This window comes from Agromyces sp. NSFZ (genome assembly GCF_056156205.1).
Map to the genome: position 1 here is coordinate 4,003,512 of NZ_CM149585.1, position 26,373 is coordinate 4,029,884.

Below are 26,373 nucleotides of genomic sequence, written 5' to 3' on the forward strand. Positions count from 1 at the left end.
CCGAACAGGCTCCTCGGCTACGGCCGCAGCAGCACCTTGATCGCGCGCCGTTCATCCATGGCGGCGTACGCCTCGGCCGCGTCGCCGAGGGGCAGCTCGAGATCGAACACCCGACCCGGCTCGATGGCGCCCGAGAGCACGTCGGGCAGGAGTTCCTCGATGTAGCCGCGCACGGGCGCGACGCCGCCGTTCACGCCGACGTTGCGGTTGAAGAGCGGCCGCACCGGCAACTCGGGGCCGCCGTTCGGGGCACCCACGTAGCCGACCATTCCGCCCGGCCGCGTGGAGCGGATGGCCTGGTCCATCGACTCCTTGGTGCCGACGCACTCGAGCACCCGGTCGGCCCCGATGCCGTGCGTCAGCTCCTGCACGGCCTTCACGCCCACCTCGCCGCGCTCCGCGACGATGTGCGTGGCACCGAAGTCGCGGGCCAGCGCCTGGCGTTCCGGATGCCGCGACATCGCGATGATGGTCGTCGCTCCGAGGCGGCGCGACGCGATGATCGCGCACAGGCCGACGGCGCCGTCGCCGACGACCGCGACCGACTCGCCGGGACCGACGCCCGCCGAGACCGCCGCGTGGTGGCCCGTACCCATCACGTCGGAGAGCGCGAGGAGCCCCGGAACCCGGTCGTCGGCGACCTCTCCGGGAACCGCGACCAGCGTGCCGTCGGCGAGCGGAACGCGCACGCGCTCGCCCTGACCGCCGTCGGCGAAGGCGCCGAGCCGGTCGTCGCTGCCCCACCAGCCGCCGTGCAGGCACGAGGTCGACACCCCGTTGCGGCAGTTGATGCACGTGTTGTCGCACACGTAGAACGGCGCGATGACGAAGTCGCCGACCCGGATGCGCTCGACGTCGGCGCCGACGGCCTCGACGACGCCGACGAACTCGTGTCCGATGCGGTGCGGCTCGCGCGTCGGCGTGATGCCCCGGTAGGGCCACAGGTCGGAGCCGCACACGCAGGCCGCGACGACGCGGACGATGGCGTCGCCACCGGTCGACAGCTCGGGATCGGGCACGGTCTCGACGCGGATGTCCCGGGGCCCGTGGATGATCGTCGCACGCATGTTCTCGAGCGTACGCGCACGCGTCAGCGTCCGCGTCGCGAACTCCGTCTCCCCGATGTCGGAGGGGTCCGCCAGAATGCTCTGGTGGTCGGAATCAGGACGTTCTGGAGTGCGCTGCCCACCCAGGGCCGCTGGCTGCTGTCGACGGTCGCCATCCAGACGCTCGGCCGCGGGCTGACGCTGCCCTTCACCATCATCTACCTGCACGAGGTTCGCGGGTTCGACCTCGAGCTCTCCGGCGCATTGATGAGCCTGATCGCGGTCACCGGACTGGTCGTGACCGGTCCGGGCGGCACCCTCATCGACCGGTTCGGCGCCCGCAGGGTGCTGCTCGCCGGGCTCGCGGCCATGATCGCCGGCTGCACGCTCCTCGCGTACGCGACCCACCCTGCGGTCGCGGCGGTCGCGCTGGTGCTCATCGGCGTGAACTTCGGCGTCTCCTGGCCGGGCTTCAACGCACTGGTCGCCGCCGTGGTCTCCGGCGACCTGCGTCAGCGGTACTTCGGCATCAACTTCGCCCTCGTGAACCTCGGCATCGGCGTCGGCGGCATCATCGGCGGCTTCTACGTCGACGTCGACAACCCCGCCACCTTCACGACGATCTTCCTCGTCGACGCGATCAGCTGCCTCGTGCCCGCGGCGCTGCTGCTCGGGCCGCTGCGCCACGTCCGCACCCAGGCCGAGCCCTCCGAAGACACGCCGGCGGCCGGGACGTACCGGGAGATCCTGCGGCAACCCGCGGTGCTGTGGCTGACCCTGCTCACGTTCATCGCGATGTTCATCGGCTACGGCCAGATGGAGGCCGGGTTCCCGGCCTTCGCCCGGCAGGTGGCCGAGGTCTCGACCCGCGTCGTCGGACTCGCATTCGCCGTCAACACCGCCGTGATCGTGCTCCTCCAGTTCGCGGTGCTGAATCGCATCAGCGGGCGTCGCCGCACGCGCGTCATGTGGGTGATGGCGCTGGTGTGGGCCGCTTCGTGGCTCATCCTGGGCGGCGCCGGGCTGCTGCCCGATTCGGTGGCGGCAGCGGTCGGCGTCCTGGCGTTCATGGGTGTGTTCGCGTTCGGCGAGACCCTGCTGCAACCCACGGTGCCCGCGATCTACAACGACCTCGCCTCCGATCACAACCGCGGCCGCTACAACGCGATCAACTCCGCGGCCTTCCAGGCGGGCGCCATCACCGGCCCGATCGCCGCGGGACTCCTCCTCGGCCAGGGCCTCGACGCGGTCTACATCATCGTCATGGTCGTCGGATGCCTCGGCATCGGCGTGCTGGCGTCCGCACTCGAACGCCGCATCCCCGAGAGCGCGAACGGCGTGACGGTATCCGAGCCCGTCCGCGACTGACCGTCGAGCGGCGGCGGGCCGCCCGCCCGACGCACGAGAGGCTCACTCCCCGCCCTCGCCGTCGATGATCCGCTCGAACTCCTGACGCGTGGTCGCCAGGCGGGGCGATTTCGACATGAGCCGAGCGGAAACAGCCCGTCGAAGCGTCCGGGCCACTTCCCTCACACGTGCGGCACGTCCCTCACACGTGCGGCACGAACTCCTGCCACGCGAGCCGCTTCTCACGTCGCGGATCGAGCTCCACGCGGTCGACGCGGTCGAACACGAGCGTCCGCCGCTCGAACTCGTCGTAGCGTGGCCACTCGGGCCCGGGAGCGCCGGATGCCGCGAACGAGGTCCAGTGGCGTTGCATCCGCCGCCCGACCTCGCGATACAGGCGCCGCCCGCCGAGCATGGTGAGGCCCGCGCCCGTGAGCGTGTCGAACTTCTCGAAGAGTGCGAAGAGCTCGAGACCGTGCGTCGCGTCGAGGCCGAGCAGGCGCGGCATCCGGGGTGCTGCATCGAAGCGGTAGAAGTACACCGGTGCATGGCGCGAGTGCCGCTCCCCGGCCTTCACCGACGGGAACCAGAACGTGAAGTCGCCCCCGAAGTCGGCCGCCGGCCGCCGCTCGGGCAGCCCGGGGTACTGCCGCTTGATCGCCTTGCGCGCCTTCTTCCTCGTGTTCGCGAAGACGGCCCGGATGCGCGGCTTCGTGGTCGGGAGGATGCCGATCCGGCCCGCGAACAGCGACCCCTCGCGGTCGTTCGTGCCGATGATGAGCGGCACGCGGTGCGCGAGCCCGTCGCGGAACGAGTCGAGCGGGCGCTGGGGCAGGAATTCGCCGTCGATCACGGGCGCGAGGGCGATGGTGCCCGGGTGCTCGTCGGGGGTGCGCACGCTCAGTGCGGTCGTCGCCGCGGCGAGCACGGCCGGGTCGGCGGTTCGCAGCATCACCGCGGCGTCGTCACGGGACTCGCTGTCGAGGTCGTCGTCGTCGACGAGGTGGCTGAGCATGCGCACGTACTCCCGCGCCCACTGCGCCGCGGTCTCGGGGAGGTACACGGCGTTCGCGGGCGAGCTCTGCGCGATCGCCCGCGCGAAGAGCCCCTCCGCGGCGGGCACGGTCAGGAGCGTGGTCACCGAGTTCGCGCCCGACGACTCGCCGAAGAGCGTGACGTTGCCGGGGTCTCCGCCGAATGCGCGGATGTTCCGCCGCACCCACTCGAGCGCGGCGACCTGGTCGCGCAGCCCGAGATTGACGTCGAACGGATGCCGCGGCGACGCGTACCCCCGGAAGTCGAGCCAGCCGAGCGCGCCCAACCGGTAGTTGAGGCTCACGTACACGACCCCGTGCTGTCGAACGAGTCGCTCGCCCTGCCGCGGGTACTCGTCCGACGAGCCGACGGTGTACGCACCGCCGTGGATGAACACCATGACGGGACGGCCGGGCACCGGGTCGCGCTGATCGTCGGGCGCGATCACGTTGACACTGAGGCAATCCTCGCTGCGCACGAGCCGCGGGTGGGCGCCGATGAACTGGCCGCGTCGCAGCTGCGGCGCGACCGGTCCGAAGGCGGATGCGTCGCGCACGCCGTCCCAACCTGCGGCCGGCTCGGGTGCACGGAAGCGACGAGCGCCACCCGTGTCGGCCGCGTACGGGATGCCGCGCCACATCCGCACGCCACGGAGGCGGATGCCGCGCACGGCGCCCTCCCTGGTCTCCACGAGCAGACCGGGGTGGGCGTCGCCGGTGCGCATGCCACTCACGACCATGCACGCGACCCTACGCCCGCGAGGTGAACGCACGGAATCGACGGGCTCGACGCTCGCGGCATCCGTCCCCCGTGTCTCCGTTCCCGCGTGGCGTCACCCGCCCGATGGCGACGCCGCGCGCGAACGGCAACGTAGGGCGAGGGGATTACTCGATGATCTCGGCGTCGATGACCTCGTCGGCCGCCCCGCCGGCCGACCCGCCATCGTCGCCGCCCACCTCGACGCTCTCGGCTCGGGCCACCGTGAGCGACTCGCCATCGGCGCCGAGGTCCACCTTGACGGTGTCGCCGTCGCGGATGTCGCCCGTGAGCAGCGCCCGGGCCAGCCGGTCGTCGATCTCCTTCTGCATGAGACGGCGCAGCGGACGGGCACCGTAGAGCGGATCGTACCCGCGCTCGGCCAGCCAGGAGCGGGCGTCGGGCGTGACCCCGAGCTGCAGGCGCCGGTCGTGCAGCCGGGCGGACAGCCGGTCGATGTACAGGTTCACGATCTCGCCGAGCTCCTCCTCGCTGAGCGCCGAGAACACGACGATGTCGTCGAGGCGGTTCACGAACTCGGGCTTGAACGACTGCCGCACCGTCTGCAGCACGGCCTGCTCCTTCTCGTCCCACGACAGCGACGGGTCGATGAGGAACTGCGACCCGAGGTTCGAGGTGAGGATGAGGATCGTGTTGCGGAAGTCCACCGTGCGGCCCTGACCGTCGGTGAGGCGGCCGTCGTCGAGCACCTGCAGCAGCACGTCGAACACCTCGGGGTGCGCCTTCTCGACCTCGTCGAAGAGCACGACCGAGTACGGGCGGCGCCGCACGGCCTCGGTGAGCTGGCCGCCCTGGTCGTAGCCGACGTAGCCGGGAGGCGCTCCGACGAGGCGCGAGACCGAGAACTTCTCGCCGTACTCCGACATGTCGATGCGCACCATGGCGTGCTCGTCGTCGAAGAGGAACTCGGCCAGCGCCTTCGCGAGCTCGGTCTTGCCGACGCCGGTCGGCCCGAGGAACAGGAACGAGCCGGTGGGGCGGTTGGCATCGCTGATGCCGGCGCGCGATCGGCGAACGGCGTCGGCGACGGATGCCACGGCCGGCTTCTGCCCGATGAGGCGCTTGCCGAGCTCCGCCTCGAGGTGCAGCAGCTTCTCGGTCTCGCCCTGCATGAGCTTGCCGACGGGGATGCCCGTCCAGGCCGAGATGACGGCGGCGATGTCCTCTTCGGTGACCTGCTCGTTGACCATGCGGGGCTCCCCGCCGCCCTCGCCCGCGGCATCCGCCTGCTCGGCCGCTTCGAGGTCGCGCTGGAGCTGCTTGATCGTCTCGTACTCGAGCCGCGACGCCTTCTGGTAGTCGGCCTCGCGCATCGCACGGTCGCGTTCGGTGATGGCCTCGTCGAGCTGCTTCTTCAGCTCACCGACGCGGTTCAGGCCCATCTTCTCTCGCGCCCAGCGGGCTTCGAGCTCGGCGAGCTCGCGCTCCTGCTCGACGAGTGTCTCGCGCAGCTTCGCGAGGCGCTCCTTCGAGGCCTCGTCCTTCTCGCGCTTGAGCGCGAGCTCCTCGAGCTTCAGACGATCGACCTGGCGCTTGAGCTGGTCGATCTCGACCGGGCTCGAGTCGATCTCCATCTTGAGGCGGCTCATGGCCTCGTCGATGAGGTCGATGGCCTTGTCGGGCAGCTGCCGCGCCGTGATGTAGCGGTTCGAGAGGGATGCCGCGGCGACGAGCGCGGCATCCGAGATCGTGACGCCGTGGTGCGCTTCGTAGCGGCCCTTGAGTCCGCGGAGGATCGCGACGGTGTCCTCGACACTCGGCTCGCCGACGTACACCTGCTGGAAGCGGCGCTCGAGCGCGGCATCCTTCTCGATGTACTCGCGGTACTCGTCGAGCGTGGTCGCGCCGATGAGGTGCAGCTCGCCGCGGGCCAGCATGGGCTTCAGCATGTTGGACGCCGCGACCGAGCCCTCGCCGCCGCCGGCACCCATGAGCAGGTGCAGTTCGTCGACGAACGTGATGATGCCGCCCTCGGCGTCGTTGATCTCCTTGAGCACGGCCTTCAGGCGCTCCTCGAACTGGCCGCGGTACATCGCGCCGGCCACGAGCGCCGAGATGTCGAGCGAGACGAGCTGCTTGTCCTTCAGCGACTCGGCGACGTCGCCCGCGACGATGCGCTGGGCGAGCCCCTCGACCACGGCCGTCTTGCCGACACCGGGCTCGCCGATGAGCACGGGGTTGTTCTTGGTGCGTCGCGTGAGCACCTGGCTGACGCGACGGATCTCGGAGTCGCGCCCGATCACGGGGTCGAGCTTGCCCGCCTTCGCGAGGTCGGTGAGGTTCACCCCGAACTGTTCGAGCGCCGACTGCTGCTCCTCCTGCGAGTTCGGCGCGCCCTGCATGTTGGCCATCGGCATCCCTTCGTCAAACTTGAGTCTACTAGGCTCAACTTTGAATGGGAGGGTGATATTCCGGCGAATCGCCGTTTCGTCCCCCGGATTTCACGGTAGACGGATGCCGCGGGCGCCGCCAGCGCCGCCGCCGGAATGCGCACGTACCGCGGACATGTTGAGATGGAGGAACACGTCGAGAAGGAGGAGCGCGCATGCCGCTGGTGGGAGAGTACGAGCCGAGCACGTCGGAGTGGGCCCGGGTCCAGGCCGAGACGTTCGAGGCGTCGAACGGCGCCGAGGCGAACACGCTGCGCGGCCGTCCGATCATCGTGATGACGTCGAAGGGTGCCAAGACGGGCCGGCTTCGCAAGACCGCGCTCATGCGGGTCGAGCACGACGGCCAGTACGCCGTGGTCGCCTCGCGCGGCGGCGCTCCGAAGCATCCGACCTGGTACTGGAACCTCAAGAAGCACCCGCACGTCGAACTGCAGGACGGCGCCGAGAAGCACGACTACGAGGCGCGCGAGCTCGAGGGCGAGGAGCGCGAGATCTGGTGGCGCCGCGCCAACGAGACCTGGCCGTCGTACGACGACTACCAGACCAAGACCGACCGGCAGATCCCGGTCTTCCTCCTGACGCGCGTCTCGCTCTGACCGACGAGCACGGAGCAAGCCGGATGCCGCGACCGGTCGTCCTCGCCCTGCCGTTCACCGATCGGTGGCTCGTGCAGAACAGCCCGGCCCGCCGGGTGCCGAGCCACGGCACCGACCTCTTCGGCGGGCGGTACGCGATCGACTTCGTGGGCGTCGACGAGCACCGACGCACCGCCGACGAGCGTGACTGGGGCACGCTGTTCGGTACCGAGCCCCCCGAGCGGTTCTTCGCGTTCGGCCGGCCGATCCTGGCGCCTGCCGGCGGGGTGGTCGTCGCCGTGCACGACGGCGAGCCCGACCACGAGGCCCGCCGGTCGCAGCTCGCGCTCGTCGGGTACCTGCTCGGGCAGGCCGAGCGGGCCCGGCAGGGTGTCGGGGCGATCGCGGGCAACCACGTCGTCATCGCGCTGCGCGAGTCGGGAGCGTACGTGGCACTCGTGCACCTGCGGCAGGGATCGCTGCGGGTGGCCGTCGGAGACACGGTGACCACCGGGCAGCAGCTCGCCTCGTGCGGCAACTCGGGCAACTCCACACAGCCGCACGTGCATGTGCAGGTGATGGACGACCCCGACCCGAGCGTGGCGGAGGGCGTGCCGATGGCGTTCCGAAGCTACCGCGAGTGGCCGGCCCGCGAGCGTGAGCCGCGCGACGTGGAGACGGGCATCCCCGGCGAGGGCGCCGTCGTCGAACCGGTCGGAACCGGGCCCGAGACCTAGAGCCACCGCATCGTGAACGCGCGGGCGAGCAGTGCCCGCAGCGGCGGAACGCCCAGCACGCGCACGGACGCGTTCCGAAGCCGAAGCCGCATCCCCGATGCGGGCGCGCCCATCGCCATGTTGAACGCGGCCTGCCGCACGGCGCGGCGGGCAGCGGCGCGGCGCATCCGGTCGTACCCCTCGAACGCCTCGAACGGCGCACCCACCTCGAGCGCCACGGCGAGATCGTGGTCGAGCCGCATGGCGTCGAGCCATCCGAGGTTCATGCCCTGCCCGCCGATCGGACTCACCTCGTGGGCTGCGTCGCCGACCAGCGCGACGCGGCCACGCGACATCCGCTCGGCGAGGTGCTGGCGCGCCTCGAACGTGCTCGGCTCGGACGCGACGGATGCCTCGAACCCGCCGCCGGTGCGCGAGCGCACGATGGTGGCGAGCTGATCGGCGGTGAGCCGGGCCGGCGGGCGGCGCACCCACGCCACCCAGCGCCGAAGGCCGCCCGGCATCGGGAACGACTCCACGACGCCCGCGGGTTCGAAATGCAGCAGGGCGGTCGTCGGCGCGCCCGTGTCGTCGCGGGTGTCGCACATCACGTAGTGCGCGCGCCCGCGTCGCTCATGCCAGTCGATGCCGAGTCGCCGGCGGATGCCGCTGCGCACGCCGTCGGCCGCGACTGCGTACCTGGCACTGACCGTCGTCGGCACGCCTCCCGCGTCGCCCGTGACCTCGACGTGCGTGCCGCGGTCGTGGATCCCGTCGACGACGACGCCGCGGCGCAGCGCCCCCGGCCGCAGCTCGCCGAGCCGCCGTTCGAGCATCGCCTCGGTCTCGAGCTGCGGCAGCGACAGCACGGTGCCGGCCCGCCGGAACGACATGGCGCCGAGCACACGGCCCTGGCAGGTCACGCGTCCGTCGGCGATCTCGACGCCCCGCTGCCGCGCCTCCTCGTCCAGCCCGGCGAGGGCGAGGGCCTTGAGCCCCGGCGGATGGATGCCGATGGCGCGCGATCGTCCCGAACCGGTCGGGCGCCGCTCGAGCACGACCACGTCGACGCCGCGCCGGGCGAGGAGGCATCCGAGGAGGAGACCCACCGGCCCGCCGCCGATGACGACGACCTCGTGCAGAGCGTCCGCGGACGGCACGACGGTGAGTGCCGGGTCAGCCATCCGTGCCCCACACCGCTTCGAGTCGCGAGGGGAATCCGCGGCGCACCCGCCACCCGACCGGGAGGACCGCCCGGAGTTCGGCGGCCGTGTGGCTGCGCCGGATCGACGTGAGCCCGTCGGCGCGGATGAACGTGCCGGCGAGGAGGTTGCCCGCGAACGGCAGGGTGCCGAGCGCGAAAGCCGCGTAGCCCAGGCGCGTGCGCTCGATGTCGCCGTGCACGGCGATGCCGCCCCCCCGGGCGAGATGCTCGGAGTCGGCGAGGAACGCCCCGAGCCCGCGACCGTCGAGGTGGTGCAGCACGTGGTTCGACATCACGACGTCGAACCGCTCGCCGGCGTCGGCGAGCTCTCGGCTCGTCACCTGGCGGAGCACGAGTCCGCGGGGGTGCGGCCGTCGTCGAGCCCACGCGATCGCGCGCTCGTCGGGGTCGATGGCGATGATCTCCAGGCGCAGCCCGTCGGATCGCGCCCACGCGAGCATCGCCTGCGGCAGGTCGCTGCCGCCGGTGCCGATGTCGAGCACGCGCGCGACGCGGTTGCGCGAGAGCCGCGGCCGGATCCAGCGCCGGTACACCGCTCGCGCGTTCGACACCACCGCGTTCACGAGGCGGAACCGGTCGTAGGTGCGCTCCAGGGTCGCGAGGTCGGCGCGGGAGTCGTCCATCAGCTCGACCGCGTCGTCGTCGCGTCGCCCGAGGAAGCGCTCACCCGTGGAACGCCCGTTCTCGCGGAGATACGATCCGGCGCGCGGCGAATCGGCCGGCACCCCCGGTGCGCCGGATCGTATATCCGCAGAATCGGACATGACGCGCGAGGGCCCGAGCGCCGCCATTCAGCCGCGCACCGTCAGGAGCGCCGACTCCACGGTGAGGCCAGGGCCGAACGCCATCGCCGCCACCCGGTCGCCGTCGGCGGCGGCATCCGAGGACAGGATGTTCCGCAGCACGAACAGCACCGTCGCGCTCGACATGTTGCCGAAGTCGCGCAGGGTCTCGCGGGCGGGCACGAGTTGCGCCTCGGTGAGCCCGAGTCGCGACTCGACCTTGTCGAGGATCGATCGGCCTCCGGGATGGATGGCCCAGTGCTCGATCGCGTCGCTGGAGGCATCCGTCGCCAGCGCCTCGGCGAGCGCCGAGTCGTGTGCGAAGAGCGGTTCGAGCGCGCCCGTGATGTGGTCGTCGATGATCGCGGGGATCGCGTTCGAGAGCACCATCTCGAAGCCGTGGTCGCCGATCTTCCAGGCCATGTCGCTCTCGCCCTGGGGCGTGATGCGCGTCGCGAACCGATCGAGGCCGAACGCGCGCTCGCCGGTCTCGGCGGGCCTGGCCGTCACGATCCCGGCGGCCGCGCCGTCGGCGAAGAGCGAGGAGGCGACGATCGTGTCGGGGTCGTTCGAGGTGCGCAGGTGCAGCGTGCACAGCTCGACGCTGATCACGAGCACGACGGCCGAGGCATCCGCCTCGCACAGCTGCTTCGCGATGCGCAGCGCGGGGATCGCCGCGTAGCAGCCCATGAAGCCGAGATGGTAGCGCTCGACGCCCGCGTTCAGGCCGAGCTCCCGCGCCACCATGAAGTCGGGACCGGGCGCGTAGAAGCCCGTGCACGACACGGTGATGACGTGCGTGATGTCGGATGCCTCGATGCCGGGGCATGCCGCGATCGCCGCGCGCCCCGCCTCGACGTACAGCCGGGTCGCGTGCTCGGCGTACAGCTCGTTGCGCGCCTTCGTGCCCGGCAGCAGCAGCTCGCCGCTGTCGATGTCGAAGAACACGGGTTCGTCGGGATGCGCATCGCGGCTGAGCTCGGTCAGCACGGTGTGCCGGGTCTCGATTCCCGAGACGTTGAAGCTCGTCGCGACGATGCGCTGCGCGAGCCGGTTGAGGCCCGGCTGCGTCGCGAACACGTCGCGCACCTCGGGCTGCACGAGCACCGTGGGCGGCACGGCGGTCGAGACGGCGCGGAGCGAGACCCCGACGCTCACGCCGCGCCCCTCGTTGTGATCGGTCGGAACTGCGGCATGGCGACCCCCTTCTCGGCAGACTAACCCGGGAGGGGGGCGCGGTCCAGACTCGGGTCTCGGCGGATGCACCCGGCGTGGGACCCCTCAGTGCACGTCGGGACCGGCGACCGCCGGGTCTCGCGTGAGCCCGCGGATGGTCCGCGTCCTCGGGTCGGGCTCGAGCAGCAGGGCTCGCACGAGCAGGGTCAGCGGGATGCACAGGATCGCCCCGATCGGACCGATCACGAGCGTCCAGAACACGACCGAGAAGAACGTGAGGGTGAGGCTCAGCCCCACGGCATGGCTGACGAACTTGGGCTGCACGAAGACCTGCAGCACCACGTTGATGATGGAGTACGCGGCGATCACGACGAGCGCGAGGGGCCAGCCGCCCACCACGAGCGCGATCACGGCGGGCGGGATGACGCCGAGGACGAAGCCGATGTTCGGGATGAAGTTCGTCACGAACGCGAGGATCGCCCAGACCAGCGGGATCGGCACGCCGATCGCCCACAGGACCAGGCCGTCGAGCACGGCGACCACGAGGCCGAAGGTGGCGTTCACCACGTAGTACCGGCGCACGCCGCGGAAGTACCTGCTGCCGATCGCATCCGCCGCGGCCGAGCCGAACAGGCTCGACGTGCGGCTGAACACCGAGGCGTCCGCCGCCATGAAGATCACGTAGGCGAGCACGAAGAAGAACGCGGTCGCCGTGCCCAGCACGGCGTCGGCGATCCCCGCCGCCATCGAGAGCAGCTGATCGGGCTCGATGCCCGCGGCGAACGACTCTGCTGTCTCGGTCGGCAGGCCGATCGCGGCGAGCCCCTCGAACACCGCCTCCGCGGCCGCCGCGAGCTCGTCGGCGTACTCGCGCAGCATGGTGCCGAACTGCACGGATGCCACGACGAACAGTGCGCCGAGCACCCCGAGGATCGCGTAGGCGGCTGCGATGACCACCGTCGTCGCGAGCCAGCCGGGCCATCCCCGCCGCTCGAGCGGATACCGCACGGGATGCACGATGATGACGACCACCGCAGCGACGGCCGCGGGCGCGAGGATGTCGCGGGCGAGCCAGACCCCGACGAGCACGACGACCGCCGCGGCGAGCGTGAGCAGTACGCGGGTGCCGCGCGCGAGGCCGGCCGTCCTGGTCGTGGCATCCGTCATGGTGACCCCTCCACCCTCAGAAGCTGCCGATGCCCTTGCCGATCAGCACGACGCCGATCACGAGGAGCAGCACGGCCATGACCGTGGCGTTGTTGTGCACGAGCCAGCCGCGCAGTCGCTCGAGCGGCGCGGCCATGCGGTCGGATGCCACGAGGTAGGCGATGACCGGGAGGGCGACGGATGCCGCGGCGACCACGGTGAACACCACGAGCGCGAGCACGACCGCGCCCACGTCGAGTCCCGCAGAGCCGATCACGAGACCGGCGCCCGCGCCGAGCAGCAGGTTCTTCGGGTTCACCGCGGCGAGCAGGAATCCGAGCCCGAACCCTCGTCCGGTCGTCATCGTGTCGATGCCCGCCATCCACTTCGGCAGTGGCGGCTCCTCGCCCGGTGCCGGACGCGAGCGCCACTGCCGGACGGCGAGGACGAGCAGGCCCGCTCCGAGCAACAGCTGGATGACGGCGGTGACGGGCTTCGACGCATCCGGATCGCCCTCGGGAAGCACCGACGAGAGCAGCGTGAAGAGCGTCACGGCCACCGCGATGCCGAGCACCCATCCGCCCATGAAGCCGAGGCTCGTGCTGCGGGCCCTCGGTGAGAGCAGCATCAGGATCGCGGCGATGATGGGGATCGGACTGATCGCGATGCCCACCGCAAGGGGCAGGATGTCACCGATGACCGCGCCCATGGGCGACCTCCTCGTGTCGTGCGGGCACGCCGCTGCTGTGTGCAGGCTAGCGGTGCCGCCGATTCGTCGCCAGCACGGGTCGTCTCGGGTCCGGCGTGCTGGGTGGACGATCGGCCGGGCCGCACGATAAGTTCGCCTCATCGCGCTCGACTGGGGGGCGCACTGAGTGGTCGGAAGAGGCAGTAATGAATTTCTGGGGTAGTTTCTGGGACCTGATCTGGTGGTTCCTCTGGGCCTTCGCCTTCATCGCGTACCTGATGGCATTGTTCGCCATCATCGGGGACCTGTTCCGCGATCGTTCGCTCAACGGCTGGTGGAAGGCGGTGTGGATCATCTTCCTGATCTTCCTGCCGTTCCTGACCGCCCTCGTGTACCTCATCGCGCGGGGCAACGGCATGGCCGAGCGCTCGCAGCGTGAGGCGAAGCAGTACCAGGCCGCCACCGACGAGTACATCCGCCAGACCGCCGGCTCTGCGAGCCCCTCCGACGAGATCGCCAAGGCGAAGGCGCTGCTCGACGCGGGCACCATCACGCAGGCCGAGTACGACGTGCTCAAGGCGAAGGCGCTCGCACACAGCGCCTGACGAACCGCCGGAACGGGGTCGGATGCCGCAGCATCCGGCCCCGTTCGCGTGCGCCGCCGACTGCGCGGTCGCCCGGTCAGGACGTGACGGCCGCCACCGTGAGCGGCAGCGCCGAACCGGCGTTGCGGAGGAACAGGATGATCCAGCTGAAGATCAGCACGCCGGCGACCAGCTCGACCGCGGTGAGGTTGTAGTACCCGACCGCGAAGAACACGGCGAGCACGACGATGACGCCGAGGTAGACCCGGCCGAGGATCACGAACACGCGCGGCATCGACGGCAGGAACCGTGGCAGGCCGATCACGAGGGCGGCGTAGACGACCGCCATCCCGGTCGCGACCGTGTTGTGCAGGGCGAAGAACTCGTCGACGGGGAAGAGGCCCACGCACGCGAGCAGGATGCCGATCAGCATGAGTCCGTATCGGACGGTGTCGCGCCCCCGTCGCTCCGCGTCCGTGCTCGCGGGGAGCCCGGATGTCGCGTACCGCGCGACGATCGTCACGATCGCGCCGGCGATGATGAGGGTGAGGTTGAACGCGAGCGCCGACACGTCGTCGGTCATGCCGAGCGCGGAGAGGTTCTTCTGCCACCACAGCGGATCGGACGAGCTCAGCATCGCCGTGATGACGCCCACCACGAGGAAGACGGCGAGCACGAGCGAGAGCAGCAGCGGCGTCATCCGCACCGACGAGAGGAACGAGACGTACGCGGTGACCGCGAGCGCCACGCCGAGGAGCACGGCCGCGGAGATCGCGTAGACCTCGGCTCCGAGGAAGCTCTGCTCGAGCACGTCCGCGAGTCCCGTCCACCCGAGCAGGGCGATGATCGCGTGCGCGACGGCGAGGGCGAGCACGTCGAACCAGTGCAGTCGCGGTCCGCCTGGCTCGGGCGTCCCGGGCACGCGGTCGCCGACCACGCGCGCGGCATCCCGCTCGCCGTCGAGCGACGCCGCCCCGAACCTCCGCCGCAGCACGAGCCGTCCGAGCACGAACGCGAGCGCCGCGACCGCCGCGGCGCCGATCGCCACGGCCGTTCCGAGCGATCCGGGCCCCGCGATCGGCAACGCTCCGCCCCAGAACAGGATCAGGCCGATGATCCCGGAAAGGACGAACACTCCCGCGCCCACGACGAGCGCCGACGATTCCACGGATTCCGTCGTGCGGGTCGGCTCCCTGAGGATCCCCGCGATCGATGCAGACTGCGACATCCGTCCTCCGTCCATCGGGTCGGCGTCCCTCCCTGGACAGCGACATCCCGACCCACGGCACCAGCCTGCCAGTGGACGCGCACCCACCCCGACGCGACACTCGGTCGGTTGTCCGGCACGCCCCGCTGCAACGTCCCGGCACTGAGGTGCCCGCGGCGCCCGCGGCGCCCGGAGATCTCAGTTGTCGGTGGGGTCGAGCACCTCGAGCATCGACCCCTGCACGAACCCGGCCCACTCGTAGGCCGCGCGCAGGTAGTCGTCACGCGTTTCGGACGCGTCGTCGTCGTCGTCCTCGACGCCGACCCGCTCGGCCAGGATGAGCCTGAGGTCGGTGAGGAACGTGAGCCAGCCCCAGGCCTCCGACTGGTCGAGCTCGATCTGCACGACGCCGCCCGCGTTCTCGTCGACGGCCGTCGCGTCGCGAACGCGCTGGGCGGCCTGGCGCTTGCCGTCGACGAGGTTGTCGCGCGTGTAACGGGTGAACTCGCGGGACGAGGTCGGGTCGTCGGGGTATGCGTTCGGCAGCAGCCGGCCGAGCGCCGGATCGTCGGCCTCGCCGAGCAGGAGCACCGAGTCGACCTGGTCGGCCAGCTCGGAGAGGAGCATCGCCTCCTCGGCCTCGAGCACGAGGCGGATACCCTCGCCGCCGCTGCGTCCGGCGACGATCATGCGTCGGCCCTCGAGACGGTCGCCTGCAGTCCGTAGCCGTGCATCGCCTCGACGTGGCGTTCCATGGCCTCGCGGTTTCCCGTGGCGACGACCGCACGGCCCTCGTGGTGCACCTGCAGCATGAGGCGCTCGGCCTCCTCGCGCGGATACCCGAAGTAGCTGCGGAACACGTAGCTCACGTAGGTCATGAGGTTCACCGGGTCGTCCCAGACGACCGTGCGCCACGGCACCTCCGACGTGACCCGCGTGGTCGTGTCGGTGTCGAGCTGCTCGAGCGTGCTGGTCACTCCTCCAGCCTGACACGATGTGCGGTCGTCTGCATCCCCGGTTCCCTGAGCCCGTCGAAGAGTTCCCTGAGCCCGTCGAAGGGTTCCCTGAGCCCGTCGAAGGGTTCCCTGAGCCCGTCGAAGGGCGCACCCGCACGCTTCGACATGCTCAGCGCGCCACGGAGGCCGTGACCGTGAACTTCGGGTTCCGGGCCATCTGGCGGGTGGGTCCGACGATCCGCTCGAGGAGCGGCCGGTAGCGCAGGTGCGAGTTCCACACGCACCAGAGTTCGCCGCCGGGTGCGAGCACGCGGGCGGCGTCGACGAACAGGTGCCGAGCGATGCCGGTGTGCAGCGCGGCATCCGAGTGGAAGGGCGGGTTGAGTACGATGAGCGGCTCGCTCGCGTCGGGCAGGAGCTCGAGGCCGTCGGCCCGCATCACGTGCACGCGGTCGGCGACGGCGTTCACCTCCGCGGTCGCGAGGGCGGATGCCGCGGCCGCCGCCGAGCGGTCGGTCGCCGTCACCCGGATGCCGGGGCGAGCCAGGGCGAGCGAGGCGGCGACCACACCCGACCCGCACGCGAGGTCGACGGCGGACGAGGCATCCGGCATCGCCGCCCCGAGCTCGCCGAGCAGGAAGCGCGTGCCGATGTCGACGCCCGAACCCGCGAAGACGCCGCCGTGGGCCACGACCGTGACGCCGAGATCGTCGTGGCGCTCGGCGCGCGGCCAGCCGGGAGCGGCCGGGTGACGTTCGGCCCGCGGCCCGGTCGCGCGCAGCACCCGCGACTTCTGCCGCGCATGCGACACGTCGATGCGCTCGAACCAGGCGCCGAGCACGTCGTTCATCGCGAGGGTCATGTGCTTGAGGCGCGCACCCGACACGATGACGACGTCGGACGCCGCGTGCCGGGCGATGAGCCCGGCGATCTCGTCGAGGCGGTCGAGCGAGCGAGGCAGTCGCAGCAGCACGAGACGCGCGTCGCGGAGGAGGTCCTCCCCGAGTGGCAGCGAGCGGACCTCCGCGGCGTGGCCGCTGCGCTCGGCGTTCAGCGCGAGGGCGCGCTCACCGGTGATGAGGTCCTGATGCACGCGGATGCCACGGGCTCCCGCCGCGGCCGCACCGAGCGCGAGGGCGCCGTAGGCGTCGTCGATCACGACGAGCCGGCCCGGTGCGACGGCGGCCACGAGCTCGGCCGCTTCGTCGAGGATCAACCGGTCCGCGGCATCCGACGCCTCGAGCCCCGGACCTTCGACATCGGGATGCCGGCGCAACGCGCCGAGGTCGAGAGGCATGCGCCAAGGCTACGCGTCTCGGGCGGCAGCGTCCGGAAACGGGGGTGCGGCTCTCGGGTTCGTTTGCTACCCTCGGGCCCCGATGCGGCACGCAAACCCCCGGGCGGCGCGGCACGCGGCACCACGCGGTGTCGCGGCATCCGTCGACCCTGCCCGCGCCGCTGCCCGTGCCCCTGCCCGTGCCGCACGCCGGCTGGCTCCGGCGGCGGCCGCGATGGCCGTGCTCTCGCTCAGCCTGACCCTCGCGATCGCGCCACAACCGGCGGCGCTGACGGCGCCCACGGCGGCGAGCGCGGCGGCCGAGGGTGCGACCCAGACGCTCACGGTGGCCCCGGATGTCGCGGCCGCCGCCGTGTCGAAGGAGTCGTACACCGCCACCGACGGCAAGCAGACCCTCATCGCGTCGGGCACGAACGCCGACTGGGCGGAACTCGTGCTCATCTACGGCGACTGGCCGGTGACCGAGCAGAACGTCACCGTGATCCTGCAGTGGATGCGCGAGGAGAACGGCGTCGACAACTGGTGGAACCGCAACAACCCGCTGAACAACGGCTACGGGTCGGGCGGCGGTTCCGGCCTCGGCAGCTACGACAGCCTCGACACGGCCGCGCGATATGCGGCCGAGAACCTGTTGAAGCGTTCGTTCTACGCCGCCATCGTCGCCGCCCTCGAAGACGGCACGTCGGCGCATGCGGTCGCACAGGCGATCTGGGCGTCGCCGTGGGCCGAGAGCCGCTACGGCAACGGCTCGTGGTGGTCGACGTCGCCGGTGCCGATCATCGAGGCTCCCGAGTCGGCCTGGTGACCGCGCGGGTCTCGACATCCATCCCCGGCCTCGCCGCCGGGTCGCCCCTCACCGCCGCAGTTCGTCGACGATGATCGGGTGCGTGTCGCGCCAGGCGTTCGCACCGAAGATCACGTCGAGATGCCCGTAACCGGGGATGCGATGCAGGGCGTGCCGACCCGGGGAGAACCGCTCGAAGTGCTCGTAGCTGCGCTGCTGGCTCTCGGGCAGGAAGCACCGGTTGTCCTCGCCGGCGACGAACACGAAGCGCGCGTCCGTCTTCGGCGCGGCGGCGAGATCGGCGGCGACGCCCGGGGCGGTGCCCGCCGGCACGAGGTGCCCCGCCATCACGGACTCGCGCATCTGCATGAAGAACGTCATCGGCGCGCTCGCGAACTCGCCGGTGATCCAGTCGTGCGTGGGCGCATCGATGTTGCGGTGCGCCCACAGCGCCGGGTGGCCGCTCCCGTACGTGAAGCTCACCATGGCGCACACCGCGTTGTCGCACTCCGGATGCGTCGCCGTCACGCCCGCCCGCAGCATCCGCGAGAACGGGCCCTCGGACTTGTAGCCCCACCTCGGCGACAGCGAGGGCGTGATGCGCCGGATGGCGGGCGCGAGCCCGAGGATCTTGACCCTCGAGCCGAACGGCAGCACGGGATGCAGCGACACCGCGTTCGTCACGATCGTGGTCACGTCGGGCAGCAGGCCCGAGACCGCCGACATCGTGAACGACGTGGATCCCTGGCAGTGCACGAACGCCTTCACCGAATCGGCGCCCGTGCGCTCGCGCACGAGCCGGACGGCCGCCGGGTAGTCGTACACCGCGGCATCGTCGAGGGTCCAGGCGACCGCCTCGAGGTCGATCGAGGCGCGCCAGTTCAGCATCCAGACATCGAAGCCGTCATCGAGGAGCGCGTCCACGAGCGTGCGCGGCAGCGGTGGCCGGAAGATCTCGGCGCGCACGCCGGCGCCGTGCACGAGCAGCACCGGTCCGCGTGTGGGCGTGATCGCCGGGTTCTCCACGTGCAGCATGGTGAGCCACCGGCCGTCGTCCGCTCGGAACGGGAGGTGCTCGGTGCGCTGCTCGGTGCGGGTGGTGCGCATCGCCGGCGCGGTGGTCACGGCGCCTCCTCGCGCGCGAGCCGGCCGTACGTGCTCCAGAGCCGACCGAGGAAGAGCTGTCCGAAGCGTGCGATCGCCGCGGCACCGCCCGGGCCCGCGGTCGTGAACGTGGTGAGCTGCTGCGCGAAGTCGAGCGGCTGGATCCGCAGGACTCCGGCACCGAGCACCGCCGGGTCGCCGACGGGGCGCAGCCCGGTATCGCGAGAGTCGGGCGGCGGAGGCACGTGGCCGTCGAGCACCTGCACGTACAGGGTCGTCGTGTCCTCCCACAGGTCGAAGCCCGGATCGTCGCGGATCTCCTTGTATCCGACGAAGGTCACGGGCGACCCGGCATCCGTCGTCAGCCACAGCCGGTACTTCATGAGCCGCTCGTCGGGGTGTCCCGCATCGACGAGGAGGTTGAACCAGCCGCGCTCCACGACCTGGCGTCCGCCGAGCGCATCGGATTCGAGGTATCCGGCGGCCGTTCCCTCGTGGGCGTCGTCCTCGACGAAGGCGTCGATGTCGGGCGCGGTGATCGTGAGCTCGAACATCATGCGTTCGTCGCGTACCCGGGCATCCTCGGAGGCCGAGCGCGGGTCGGCCTCGCCGAGCACGAAGAAGCCCTTCATCTGCTCGGTGAACGCGACCGCGGTGCCGATGCCACTGCCGCTCGTCGCCGGTGATGCCTCCATGCGGGTCCCCTTCGTCTCGTCCGTGCGCTTCGGTGCACGCCGCCGCGTGCGCGGCCAGGTCTCGATCATGCGATCAGCCGCCCGATCCGCGAACGCCGCGATCGTGAGCGACGGGTTGGGACCCACCGGCCCCGGCATCGCGGCACCGTCGACGACCGAGAGACCGGGATGCCCGAACACCTCCCCCCATTCGTCGACGACCCCCTCGAACTCGTTGCGGCCCATCGGCGCGCCACCGAGCGGATGCACCGTGATCACGCGCTTCGCGAGCCACAGCGGGTTGTCGACGTACCGGGCGTTGAGGCTCTTCGCGAACGCGGACATCGTGGCCCGCATCGCGGCGAAGTACTCGAGCGAGGTGGTCGTCGTCCAGTCGATCGCGAGCCTGCCGCGGTCGAGGTACATCCGGCCGTCGGGCACGTCGCGGCCCATCCCCAGCACGGGCAGCGAGCTCGTGGACAGGGCGCTGCGCCCAACCACCCGGGCGAGGTCGGCCGAGATGTTCGACTCGCCTCTCAAGCTCAGTCGTCGCGCGATCATCGTGAGCGCGACCCTCGTCGACCGGGAGACGACCGAGCGCAGCTGCGCGGTCTCGAGCAGCCAGTTGAGGAAGCCCGGGTAGCCGGCCTCCTGGACGTAGAAGCCGCGGCCCGTGCTGCCGTCGCCGTCGACGCGATCGCCCACGCGGATGGAGCTCGTGATCACCGGGCCGCGACTGCCGGTGATGCGTCGTGCCCGTGCCATCCGGTCGATCTCCTCCTTCGCGCCCATGAGGAATCCGATGAGATCGCCGTTGCCGCAGAACCGGGTCCCGAGCGCGGGCGAGAGACCGCGAAGCGACGCACGATTGCGCAGGAGCAGGTACGTCGAGCCGAAAGTGCCCGCCCCGAGCACGACGCGGGTCGCGCGGATGACGCCGTCGACCGGCTGGCCCTCCCCGGGCCGGTGCCTGCGGTACCTGACCTCCCACTCGCCGTCGACCGGTCGGATCCCCTTCACCTCGTGGAGGGTGTGCACCGTCGCATCGTGATGCGCCGCGGCCGACACGTAGGTGTGGTCGAGCGAGTTCTTCGCACCGTAGTTGCATCCGATGTCGCACTCGCCGCACTGCGAGCACGTGTAGCGCGTGCGCTCGTGGATGTTGCCGTACGGCTTCGGGGCCACGGGCAGGAACGGCCCGACGCGTCCATCCGCATCCGCGAAGGTCACCGCGAGCGGCGGCCGGAACACGTCATGCCCCGCGTCGCGCGCCGCCGACTCGAACGCCTCGGTCTTGGGAGTGTCGCGGTACGGGTACGGCGTCGCGTCGAGCATCGCCTCGACGCGGTCGTAGTGCGGATCGAGGTCCTCGCGTCCGATCGGCCAGTGCTCGTAGCCGCCACCCGGCAGCGGCGAATCGTGCACGAACCACTCGGGATCCTTGCGGAGCAGCACGTTCGCGTAGATCAGCGAGCCGCCGCCGAGACCCGACGACACCACGCCCTCGAGCCCGCGGAAGCTCCACGTCTCGAAGAGGCCGTAGAGGTCGTCGGACGGCGCCCAGAAATCCTCGCCGAACTCGATCGGCGTGCGGGCGAACGTTCCGGGCGGGTAGGCTCGCCCTCGCTCCAGGAGGGCGACCGACTTCCCCGCCTCCGCCAGGCGGTAGGCGGCCACGGACCCGCCGAAGCCGGATCCGACGACGACGGCGTCGACCCGCTCGGGTGCAGGAGTGGTCGGCGCAGCCATTGGGCTCCCGTCTGCGGGATGCAGAAAGCGGTGGTTTCCTCATGGTCGCACCGCCGCGGGCGGCACACAATCGCCGCAGGGCCCGTGTTGGTCGAGACCCCCCATGACTGGGGTCAGTCGCGTTCGAGCGGCCTCCACACCACGACGGCGTTCTCGCGGCGCACGCGCGTGCCGGCTCGCAGCGAGACGACCTCGCCCTCTGAGCCCGCGGCGAAGACGCGTCGGCCGGGCCGGTTGAGCATCTCGTCGGCGAGCGCGGCCTCGAGCTCGCGCACCCGGCTCCGCAGCATCGACACCTCGTCCTCGAGGCCGAGCACGCGGCGGATGCCCTCGAGGCTCACGCCCTCACTCGACAGCTGGGCGATCTCACGGAGCTGCACGACGTTGCGCATCGAGTAGCGTCGCGACCGGCCCGCCGTGCGCGTCGGGGAGACGAGGCCGAGGCGGTCGTATTGGCGCAGCGTCTGCGGGTGCATGCCCGCGAGCTCGGCGGCGACCGAGATGACGAACAGGGGGCTCGTCTCATCCATCGCTCCACTCCTTCCTCGCCACGGTTAACGATCCCGCCGATCTCCTCGGCGCCGGCGTCGACACTCGGCGAGTGATGTTGACCGTCGGCGGATTCGAACCGTCTCCGTCAGCCCTTCGCGCGGGTCAGCAGGTCGTCGCGGGGGTTCTCGTCGGGCAGTTCGGCGATGAACTCCTTGAGCTTCTCCTCGGCGTCCTTCGAGAGGTGCGACGGCACCGCGACCTGCACGACGGCGAGCAGGTCGCCCGTGCCCTTCGACGTCGCGACGCCGCGTCCCTTGACGCGCAGCACGCGGCCGCTCGGCGTGCCGGGTGCGACCTTCAGCTTCACGGGATCGCCGCCGAGGGTCGGCACCTGGATGGTCGCACCGAGCGTGGCCTCGGCGAACGTCACGGGCACGGTGACCCGCAGGTTCAGGCCGTCGCGCTCGAACACCGGGTGCTTGCGCACGTTGACGGTGAGGATGAGGTCGCCGGCCTCGCCGCCGTCGGGCGACGGATGCCCCTTGCCGCGGAGCTTGATCTTCTGCCCGTCGGCCACGCCCGCCGGGATGCGCACGGTGATGGGCCGGCCGTCGGCGGTCTGCAGCGTGACCTGTTCGCCCTTGGTGGCGGTGATGAAGTCGAGCGTCGTCGACGCCACGACATCGCGTCCGCGGGTGGGGCCGCCGAAGCCGCGGTAGCCGCCGGTCGGCTGGCCGAACCGGCCGCCGCCGAAGAGGCCGCCGAGCAGGTCGTCGTAGTCGGCGCCCTGCTGGTACGTGTACCTGGTGCGGCCGCCCTGGCCGCCGAACATGGTGCCGAAGACGTCCTCGAAGCCGCCCGCGCCGCCCGCGCCGCCGGGCGCCGTGAAACGGGCGCCGGAGCCCATGGCGCGGATCGCGTCGTACTCCTTGCGCTCCTCGGCGTCGGAGAGCACCGAGTGCGCCTCGCTGATCTCCTTGAACTTCGCCTCGGACGCGTCGTCGCCGGGGTTCTGGTCGGGGTGGTACTTGCGCGCGAGCTTGCGGTACGCCTTCTTGATGTCGGCGTCGCTCGCGTCCTTGGAGACGCCGAGCACCTGGTAGAAGTCCTTGTCGAACCAATCCTGGCTGGCCATCGGCACCTCCCTCTTCGGTTCAGTTCATGATCCCAGTGTTTCCGTTCCCGCCCGCCGTGCCCATTGCAGCGGACACCGCAGGCGGGAACGGGAACAATCGGCGGATGCCGCTACTGCGGCGTCTTGACGACGACCTTCGCCGCCCGCAGCAGCGTGCCGCCGAGGCGGTAGCCCGTCTCGACCACGTCGGCGACCGTGTCGGTCTCGACCTCGTCGGACGGCTGCTGGAAGATCGCCTCGTGCTGCTGCGGGTCGAACGGCTCGCCGGGCGCGCCGAACGGCTCGAGGCCGAGCTTCGCCGTGGCGGCCCGCAGCTTCGCGGCGATCGTCGCGAACGGCGCGTCGCCCTCGAGGTCGCCATGCTTCTCGGCCCGGTCGAGGTCGTCGAGCACGGGCAGCAGCACCGCGACGGCCGCGCCGACCGCGCGCTCGCGCTCCGCCTCGCGGTTCGCCTCGGTGCGCCGGCGGTAGTTCGCGTACTCGGCCGTGACCCGCTTGAGGTCGGCGAGGTGCTCGTCGCTCGGCTCCTGCACCTCGGCCTGGGCCGCGTTCAGGATGTCCTCGACCGTGAGCTCGTGCTCCTCCTCGGTCGCTGAGCCCGTCGAAGCGCCCTCCTCGGCCGTGGCTTTCCCTTCGACAGGCTCAGGGAACTCGACCGGCTCGGGGAACTCCGGCGGCTGACGAACCTCCCCGGTCTCCGGGTCGATGCGCCGCTTGTCGCGGATCACCGGCTCTTCAGGGTTCTGGTTCTCGTCGGACATGATTACTTCTTGTCTTCCTCGTCGTCGATGACCTCCGCGTCGACCACGTCCTCGTCGGAGGACTCGCCGCCGGCGGTGCCCGACGCGGTCGCGTCCTCGCCGGGGTTGGCGCTCGCGCCCGCGGTGGCCTCCTGGCCCTGCGCGTAGATCGCCTCACCGAGCTTGGTCTGCGACTGCGAGAGCTTCTCGAACGCGCTCTTCACCGCGTCGTCGTCGTCGCCCGCGAGCGCCGACTTCAGCGCGTCGACGTCGCCCTGCACCTCGGACTTGACGTCGGCGGGGAGCTTCTCCTCGTTGTCCTTGATGAGCTTGTCGATCGAGTAGGCGAGCTGCTCGGCGGAGTTGCGGGTCTCGGCGGACTCGCGGCGCTTCTTGTCCTCCGCGGCGTGCTCCTCGGCGTCGCGCACCATGCGCTCGACGTCCTCCTTGGGCAGGGCGGACCCGCCCGAGATCGTCATCGACTGCTCCTTGCCGGTGCCCTTGTCCTTGGCGGACACGTGCACGATGCCGTTGGCGTCGATGTCGAAGGTGACCTCGATCTGCGGGATGCCGCGAGGAGCCGGGGCGATGCCGGTGAGCTCGAACGTGCCGAGCGGCTTGTTGTCGCGCGTGAACTCGCGCTCGCCCTGGAAGACCTGGATCGCGACCGACGGCTGGTTGTCATCGGCGGTCGTGAAGGTCTCGCTCCGCTTGGTCGGAATGGCCGTGTTGCGCTCGATGAGCTTCGTCATGATGCCGCCCTTGGTCTCGATGCCGAGGCTCAGGGGGGTGACGTCGATGAGCAGTACGTCCTTGCGCTCGCCCTTGAGGACGCCGGCCTGCAGCGCCGCGCCGACGGCGACGACCTCGTCGGGGTTCACGCCCTTGTTGGGCTCCTGCCCGGTCTCCTTCTTCACGAGGTCGGAGACGGAGGGCATGCGGGTGGATCCGCCGACGAGCACGACGTGCGCGACATCCGACAGCTTGATGCCGGCCTCGCGGATGACGTCTTCGAAGGGCTTCTTCGTGCGGTCGAGCAGGTCGCTCGTCATGTTCTCGAACTGGGCGCGGGTGAGCGTCTCGTCGAGGTTGGCGGGGCCGTTCTCGGTGAGCGAGAGGTAGGGCAGCTGGATGCTCGTCGACATGCTCGACGACAGCTCCTTCTTCGCCTGCTCGGCGGCCTCCTTCAGGCGCTGGAGGGCGATCTTGTCCTTCGAGACGTCGACGCCCGTCGAGTCCTTGAAGCGCTTGATGAGGTGGTCGACGATGCGCTGGTCCCAGTCGTCGCCGCCGAGGCGGTTGTCACCCGCGGTGGCGCGCACCTGGATGGTGGAGAAGTCGTCGTCCTTGCCCACCTCGAGGAGGGAGACGTCGAACGTGCCGCCACCGAGGTCGAAGACGAGGATGAGCTCGTCCTCCTTGCCCTTGTCGAGGCCGTACGCGAGTGCGGCAGCGGTGGGCTCGTTGATGATGCGGAGCACGTTGAGGCCCGCGATCTCGCCGGCCTCCTTGGTGGCCTGGCGCTCGGCGTCGTTGAAGTACGCCGGCACGGTGATGACGGCGTCGGTCACGGTGTCGCCGAGGTACTGCTCGGCGTCGCGCTTCAGCTTCTGCAGGATGCGCGCCGAGATCTCCTGCGCCGTGTACTGCTTGCCGTCGATCTCACGCTTCCAGTCGGTGCCCATGTGGCGCTTGACCGAGGCGATGGTGCGGTCGACGTTCGTGACGGCCTGGCGCTTCGCGGTCTCGCCGACGAGCACCTCGCCGTCCTTCGTGAAGGCCACGACCGACGGGGTCGTGCGGAAACCCTCCGCGTTGGCGATGACGACGGGCTCGCCGCCCTCGAGCACCGAGACGACCGAGTTGGTCGTGCCGAGGTCGATTCCTACTGCACGTGACATGTGTTCCTCCTTCTGCCTGGGAGTCGAACGAGCGGATGTCGCGCGCGCTCCGATGGCGGTCGATCCGGCCGTCTTGGTCCGCGATCGAAGTCAATGGCGCCGGAACTTGAGTCCTGGCGACTCAAGCTTCGCAGCGTCGAATCAACGTGTCAAGTCGATGCGTCGAAACCTGAGTGCACTTGACTCAACTCTCAGACAACGCGCGGGATTCCCCGAGGAACGACGCGGGATCGACGGCCGCGGCAACGAGCGAGGCGAGGCTCTGCGGGATCCGGGAGACCTCGAGCGCCTCGACCAGTATGGGCGCGAACCGGGCCTTCCGACCGCTGTGGGTGCCCATGAATCGCCGGAGTTGCGCGTCGATCGGCCGCTCGCGCTGGGCGGGCTGCTGCTGGAAGGAACGGAACCGCGAGAGTTCGCCGTGCTCGGCGAGGAGTGCCTCGACCCGCTCGCTGCCGACGGCGCGGATGAGTTCGCCCTCGAGGTCGGGATCGCAGCCGAAGAACCCGATGGCGGCCAGGTCGACACCGGGAACGGACAGGCCGGCGTGCACCACGGCACGTCGCACGTATCCGATCTCGCCGACGTCGAAGAGCCCGACCACGCGTGGCGGCCTCGACTCCCGCGCCAGCGCCGCGAGGTGGTGGCGCAGGTTCGTCACGCCGTTCATCGAGACGATCGCCGCCGAGGCGGCGACGAGGTCGGCCTCGAGCTTCGCGGCGGCGGCCTCGACCGCGAACCGGTCGCTCTCGCCCTCGACGAGCACGACGGTGGCGGATGCCCCTGCTGACGCCTCGGCTCGCATGCGCCGACCCTACCGCCCGTGGGACCTACGTCACAGTCCGCC

The 26,373-nt window shown here is 70.8% G+C and carries 25 protein-coding genes; 5 read left to right on the forward strand and 20 right to left on the reverse strand.

What is annotated here, in order from left to right:
• Positions 1 to 17 precede the first annotated feature (17 nt).
• Positions 18 to 1,067 carry a zinc-dependent alcohol dehydrogenase family protein gene (locus ACVFI9_RS19055; RefSeq protein WP_474763744.1) on the reverse strand — a complete coding sequence of 350 codons (1,050 nt, stop codon included), beginning with the start codon at positions 1,065 to 1,067 and terminating at the stop codon, positions 18 to 20.
• Between the two features lie 84 nt (positions 1,068 to 1,151).
• Here ACVFI9_RS19055 and ACVFI9_RS19060 point away from each other — a divergent pair, with 84 nt between their 5' ends.
• The gene (locus ACVFI9_RS19060) at positions 1,152 to 2,414 is read left to right on the forward strand and encodes an MFS transporter (RefSeq protein WP_474763745.1); all 1,263 of its coding nucleotides are present in this window, start codon (positions 1,152 to 1,154) and stop codon (positions 2,412 to 2,414) included.
• A gap of 181 nt (positions 2,415 to 2,595) precedes the next feature.
• Here ACVFI9_RS19060 and ACVFI9_RS19065 read toward each other — a convergent pair whose 3' ends face one another.
• Positions 2,596 to 4,167 (reverse strand): carboxylesterase/lipase family protein, encoded by a 1,572-nt coding sequence (locus ACVFI9_RS19065; RefSeq protein ID WP_474763746.1) that lies wholly within the window; start codon positions 4,165 to 4,167, stop codon positions 2,596 to 2,598.
• Positions 4,168 to 4,312: 145 nt separating this feature from the next.
• Entirely contained in the window at positions 4,313 to 6,547 is a 2,235-nt protein-coding gene (locus ACVFI9_RS19070) for an ATP-dependent Clp protease ATP-binding subunit (protein WP_474766325.1), read from the reverse strand.
• Between the two features lie 203 nt (positions 6,548 to 6,750).
• Between ACVFI9_RS19070 and ACVFI9_RS19075 the strand changes: the two genes are divergently transcribed.
• Both ACVFI9_RS19075 and ACVFI9_RS19080 read left to right on the forward strand, forming a co-directional pair.
• The gene (locus ACVFI9_RS19075) at positions 6,751 to 7,191 is read left to right on the forward strand and encodes a nitroreductase family deazaflavin-dependent oxidoreductase (RefSeq protein WP_474763747.1); all 441 of its coding nucleotides are present in this window, start codon (positions 6,751 to 6,753) and stop codon (positions 7,189 to 7,191) included.
• A gap of 23 nt (positions 7,192 to 7,214) precedes the next feature.
• Positions 7,215 to 7,907: a M23 family metallopeptidase gene (locus ACVFI9_RS19080; protein ID WP_474763748.1), complete on the forward strand. Its 693-nt coding sequence runs from the start codon at positions 7,215 to 7,217 to the stop codon at positions 7,905 to 7,907.
• On the opposite strand, the gene ACVFI9_RS19085 is transcribed toward ACVFI9_RS19080, so the two are convergent.
• From ACVFI9_RS19085 to ACVFI9_RS19105, 5 genes are all read right to left on the reverse strand, one after another.
• On the reverse strand, positions 7,904 to 9,070 hold the full coding sequence (locus tag ACVFI9_RS19085) for an FAD-dependent oxidoreductase (protein ID WP_474763749.1): 1,167 nt from the start codon (positions 9,068 to 9,070) through the stop codon (positions 7,904 to 7,906). The genes ACVFI9_RS19080 and ACVFI9_RS19085 overlap by 4 nt on opposite strands.
• Positions 9,063 to 9,836 carry a methyltransferase domain-containing protein gene (locus ACVFI9_RS19090; protein WP_474763750.1) on the reverse strand — a complete coding sequence of 258 codons (774 nt, stop codon included), beginning with the start codon at positions 9,834 to 9,836 and terminating at the stop codon, positions 9,063 to 9,065. Before ACVFI9_RS19090 ends, ACVFI9_RS19085 begins: the two co-directional genes overlap by 8 nt.
• Before the next feature lie 66 nt (positions 9,837 to 9,902).
• Positions 9,903 to 11,051, reverse strand: a complete 1,149-nt coding sequence (locus tag ACVFI9_RS19095; protein WP_474763751.1) for a type III polyketide synthase — start codon at positions 11,049 to 11,051, stop codon at positions 9,903 to 9,905.
• A gap of 123 nt (positions 11,052 to 11,174) precedes the next feature.
• Positions 11,175 to 12,236, reverse strand: coding sequence for an AI-2E family transporter (locus ACVFI9_RS19100; protein ID WP_474763752.1), 1,062 nt, complete (start codon positions 12,234 to 12,236; stop codon positions 11,175 to 11,177).
• A 16-nt stretch (positions 12,237 to 12,252) separates the two neighbouring features.
• Positions 12,253 to 12,924, reverse strand: coding sequence for a GAP family protein (locus ACVFI9_RS19105; protein WP_474763753.1), 672 nt, complete (start codon positions 12,922 to 12,924; stop codon positions 12,253 to 12,255).
• Between the two features lie 185 nt (positions 12,925 to 13,109).
• On the opposite strand from ACVFI9_RS19105, the gene ACVFI9_RS19110 reads away from it, so the two are divergent.
• On the forward strand, positions 13,110 to 13,508 hold the full coding sequence (locus ACVFI9_RS19110; protein WP_474763754.1) for an SHOCT domain-containing protein: 399 nt from the start codon (positions 13,110 to 13,112) through the stop codon (positions 13,506 to 13,508).
• Positions 13,509 to 13,584: 76 nt separating this feature from the next.
• Here ACVFI9_RS19110 and ACVFI9_RS19115 read toward each other — a convergent pair whose 3' ends face one another.
• The 5 genes from ACVFI9_RS19115 to ACVFI9_RS19135 form a co-directional block, all read right to left on the reverse strand.
• On the reverse strand, positions 13,585 to 14,715 hold the full coding sequence (locus ACVFI9_RS19115) for a hypothetical protein (protein ID WP_474763755.1): 1,131 nt from the start codon (positions 14,713 to 14,715) through the stop codon (positions 13,585 to 13,587).
• Between the two features lie 177 nt (positions 14,716 to 14,892).
• Entirely contained in the window at positions 14,893 to 15,384 is a 492-nt protein-coding gene (locus tag ACVFI9_RS19120; RefSeq protein ID WP_474763756.1) for a DUF2017 family protein, read from the reverse strand.
• Positions 15,381 to 15,671 (reverse strand): ATP-dependent Clp protease adapter ClpS, encoded by a 291-nt coding sequence (gene clpS, locus ACVFI9_RS19125; protein WP_474763757.1) that lies wholly within the window; start codon positions 15,669 to 15,671, stop codon positions 15,381 to 15,383. The genes ACVFI9_RS19120 and clpS overlap by 4 nt, the downstream gene beginning before the upstream one ends.
• Positions 15,668 to 15,817: a hypothetical protein gene (locus ACVFI9_RS19130; protein ID WP_474763758.1), complete on the reverse strand. Its 150-nt coding sequence runs from the start codon at positions 15,815 to 15,817 to the stop codon at positions 15,668 to 15,670. Before ACVFI9_RS19130 ends, clpS begins: the two co-directional genes overlap by 4 nt.
• Before the next feature lie 2 nt (positions 15,818 to 15,819).
• Positions 15,820 to 16,947 (reverse strand): class I SAM-dependent methyltransferase, encoded by a 1,128-nt coding sequence (locus tag ACVFI9_RS19135; protein ID WP_474763759.1) that lies wholly within the window; start codon positions 16,945 to 16,947, stop codon positions 15,820 to 15,822.
• An 82-nt stretch (positions 16,948 to 17,029) separates the two neighbouring features.
• On the opposite strand from ACVFI9_RS19135, the gene ACVFI9_RS19140 reads away from it, so the two are divergent.
• Positions 17,030 to 17,752 carry a hypothetical protein gene (locus ACVFI9_RS19140; RefSeq protein WP_474763760.1) on the forward strand — a complete coding sequence of 241 codons (723 nt, stop codon included), beginning with the start codon at positions 17,030 to 17,032 and terminating at the stop codon, positions 17,750 to 17,752.
• 48 nt (positions 17,753 to 17,800) lie between these two features.
• On the opposite strand, the gene ACVFI9_RS19145 is transcribed toward ACVFI9_RS19140, so the two are convergent.
• The 7 genes from ACVFI9_RS19145 to ACVFI9_RS19175 all read right to left on the reverse strand — a co-directional run bounded on the left by ACVFI9_RS19145 (position 17,801) and on the right by ACVFI9_RS19175 (position 26,331).
• The gene (locus ACVFI9_RS19145) at positions 17,801 to 18,856 is read right to left on the reverse strand and encodes an alpha/beta hydrolase (RefSeq protein WP_474763761.1); all 1,056 of its coding nucleotides are present in this window, start codon (positions 18,854 to 18,856) and stop codon (positions 17,801 to 17,803) included.
• Complete coding sequence (locus ACVFI9_RS19150; RefSeq protein ID WP_474763762.1) at positions 18,853 to 21,258, reverse strand: GMC oxidoreductase; 2,406 nt, start codon at positions 21,256 to 21,258, stop codon at positions 18,853 to 18,855. The genes ACVFI9_RS19145 and ACVFI9_RS19150 overlap by 4 nt, the downstream gene beginning before the upstream one ends.
• 113 nt (positions 21,259 to 21,371) lie before the next feature.
• Entirely contained in the window at positions 21,372 to 21,788 is a 417-nt protein-coding gene (locus tag ACVFI9_RS19155) for a heat shock protein transcriptional repressor HspR (RefSeq protein ID WP_474763763.1), read from the reverse strand.
• 107 nt (positions 21,789 to 21,895) lie between these two features.
• Complete coding sequence (locus tag ACVFI9_RS19160) at positions 21,896 to 22,885, reverse strand: DnaJ C-terminal domain-containing protein (protein ID WP_474763764.1); 990 nt, start codon at positions 22,883 to 22,885, stop codon at positions 21,896 to 21,898.
• Positions 22,886 to 22,995: 110 nt separating this feature from the next.
• Positions 22,996 to 23,646, reverse strand: a complete 651-nt coding sequence (locus ACVFI9_RS19165) for a nucleotide exchange factor GrpE (RefSeq protein ID WP_474763765.1) — start codon at positions 23,644 to 23,646, stop codon at positions 22,996 to 22,998.
• Positions 23,647 to 23,648: 2 nt separating this feature from the next.
• Positions 23,649 to 25,526: a molecular chaperone DnaK gene (dnaK, locus tag ACVFI9_RS19170; protein WP_474763766.1), complete on the reverse strand. Its 1,878-nt coding sequence runs from the start codon at positions 25,524 to 25,526 to the stop codon at positions 23,649 to 23,651.
• A 184-nt stretch (positions 25,527 to 25,710) separates the two neighbouring features.
• Positions 25,711 to 26,331: a TOPRIM nucleotidyl transferase/hydrolase domain-containing protein gene (locus ACVFI9_RS19175; RefSeq protein WP_474763767.1), complete on the reverse strand. Its 621-nt coding sequence runs from the start codon at positions 26,329 to 26,331 to the stop codon at positions 25,711 to 25,713.
• Between the last annotated feature and the right edge of the window lie 42 nt (positions 26,332 to 26,373).

Bases quoted from the DNA above. Each gene is read 5' to 3' on its own strand.
- ACVFI9_RS19070 (WP_474766325.1), bottom strand. From the start codon at position 6,547: ATGCAGGGCGCGCCGAACTCGCAGGAGGAGCAGCAGTCGGCGCTCGAA.
- ACVFI9_RS19075 (WP_474763747.1), top strand. From the start codon at position 6,751: ATGCCGCTGGTGGGAGAGTACGAGCCGAGCACGTCGGAGTGGGCCCGG.
- ACVFI9_RS19085 (WP_474763749.1), bottom strand. From the start codon at position 9,070: ATGGCTGACCCGGCACTCACCGTCGTGCCGTCCGCGGACGCTCTGCAC.
- ACVFI9_RS19140 (WP_474763760.1), top strand. From the start codon at position 17,030: ATGCGGCACGCAAACCCCCGGGCGGCGCGGCACGCGGCACCACGCGGT.
- ACVFI9_RS19115 (WP_474763755.1), bottom strand. From the start codon at position 14,715: ATGTCGCAGTCTGCATCGATCGCGGGGATCCTCAGGGAGCCGACCCGC.
- ACVFI9_RS19105 (WP_474763753.1), bottom strand. From the start codon at position 12,924: ATGGGCGCGGTCATCGGTGACATCCTGCCCCTTGCGGTGGGCATCGCG.
- ACVFI9_RS19135 (WP_474763759.1), bottom strand. From the start codon at position 16,947: ATGCCTCTCGACCTCGGCGCGTTGCGCCGGCATCCCGATGTCGAAGGT.
- ACVFI9_RS19100 (WP_474763752.1), bottom strand. From the start codon at position 12,236: ATGACGGATGCCACGACCAGGACGGCCGGCCTCGCGCGCGGCACCCGC.
- ACVFI9_RS19155 (WP_474763763.1), bottom strand. From the start codon at position 21,788: ATGGATGAGACGAGCCCCCTGTTCGTCATCTCGGTCGCCGCCGAGCTC.
- ACVFI9_RS19130 (WP_474763758.1), bottom strand. From the start codon at position 15,817: ATGTCGAAGCGTGCGGGTGCGCCCTTCGACGGGCTCAGGGAACCCTTC.
- ACVFI9_RS19110 (WP_474763754.1), top strand. From the start codon at position 13,110: ATGAATTTCTGGGGTAGTTTCTGGGACCTGATCTGGTGGTTCCTCTGG.
- ACVFI9_RS19150 (WP_474763762.1), bottom strand. From the start codon at position 21,258: ATGGCTGCGCCGACCACTCCTGCACCCGAGCGGGTCGACGCCGTCGTC.
- ACVFI9_RS19120 (WP_474763756.1), bottom strand. From the start codon at position 15,384: ATGATCGTCGCCGGACGCAGCGGCGGCGAGGGTATCCGCCTCGTGCTC.
- ACVFI9_RS19160 (WP_474763764.1), bottom strand. From the start codon at position 22,885: ATGGCCAGCCAGGATTGGTTCGACAAGGACTTCTACCAGGTGCTCGGC.
- ACVFI9_RS19165 (WP_474763765.1), bottom strand. From the start codon at position 23,646: ATGTCCGACGAGAACCAGAACCCTGAAGAGCCGGTGATCCGCGACAAG.
- dnaK (WP_474763766.1), bottom strand. From the start codon at position 25,526: ATGTCACGTGCAGTAGGAATCGACCTCGGCACGACCAACTCGGTCGTC.
- ACVFI9_RS19065 (WP_474763746.1), bottom strand. From the start codon at position 4,167: ATGGTCGTGAGTGGCATGCGCACCGGCGACGCCCACCCCGGTCTGCTC.
- ACVFI9_RS19080 (WP_474763748.1), top strand. From the start codon at position 7,215: ATGCCGCGACCGGTCGTCCTCGCCCTGCCGTTCACCGATCGGTGGCTC.
- ACVFI9_RS19055 (WP_474763744.1), bottom strand. From the start codon at position 1,067: ATGCGTGCGACGATCATCCACGGGCCCCGGGACATCCGCGTCGAGACC.
- ACVFI9_RS19175 (WP_474763767.1), bottom strand. From the start codon at position 26,331: ATGCGAGCCGAGGCGTCAGCAGGGGCATCCGCCACCGTCGTGCTCGTC.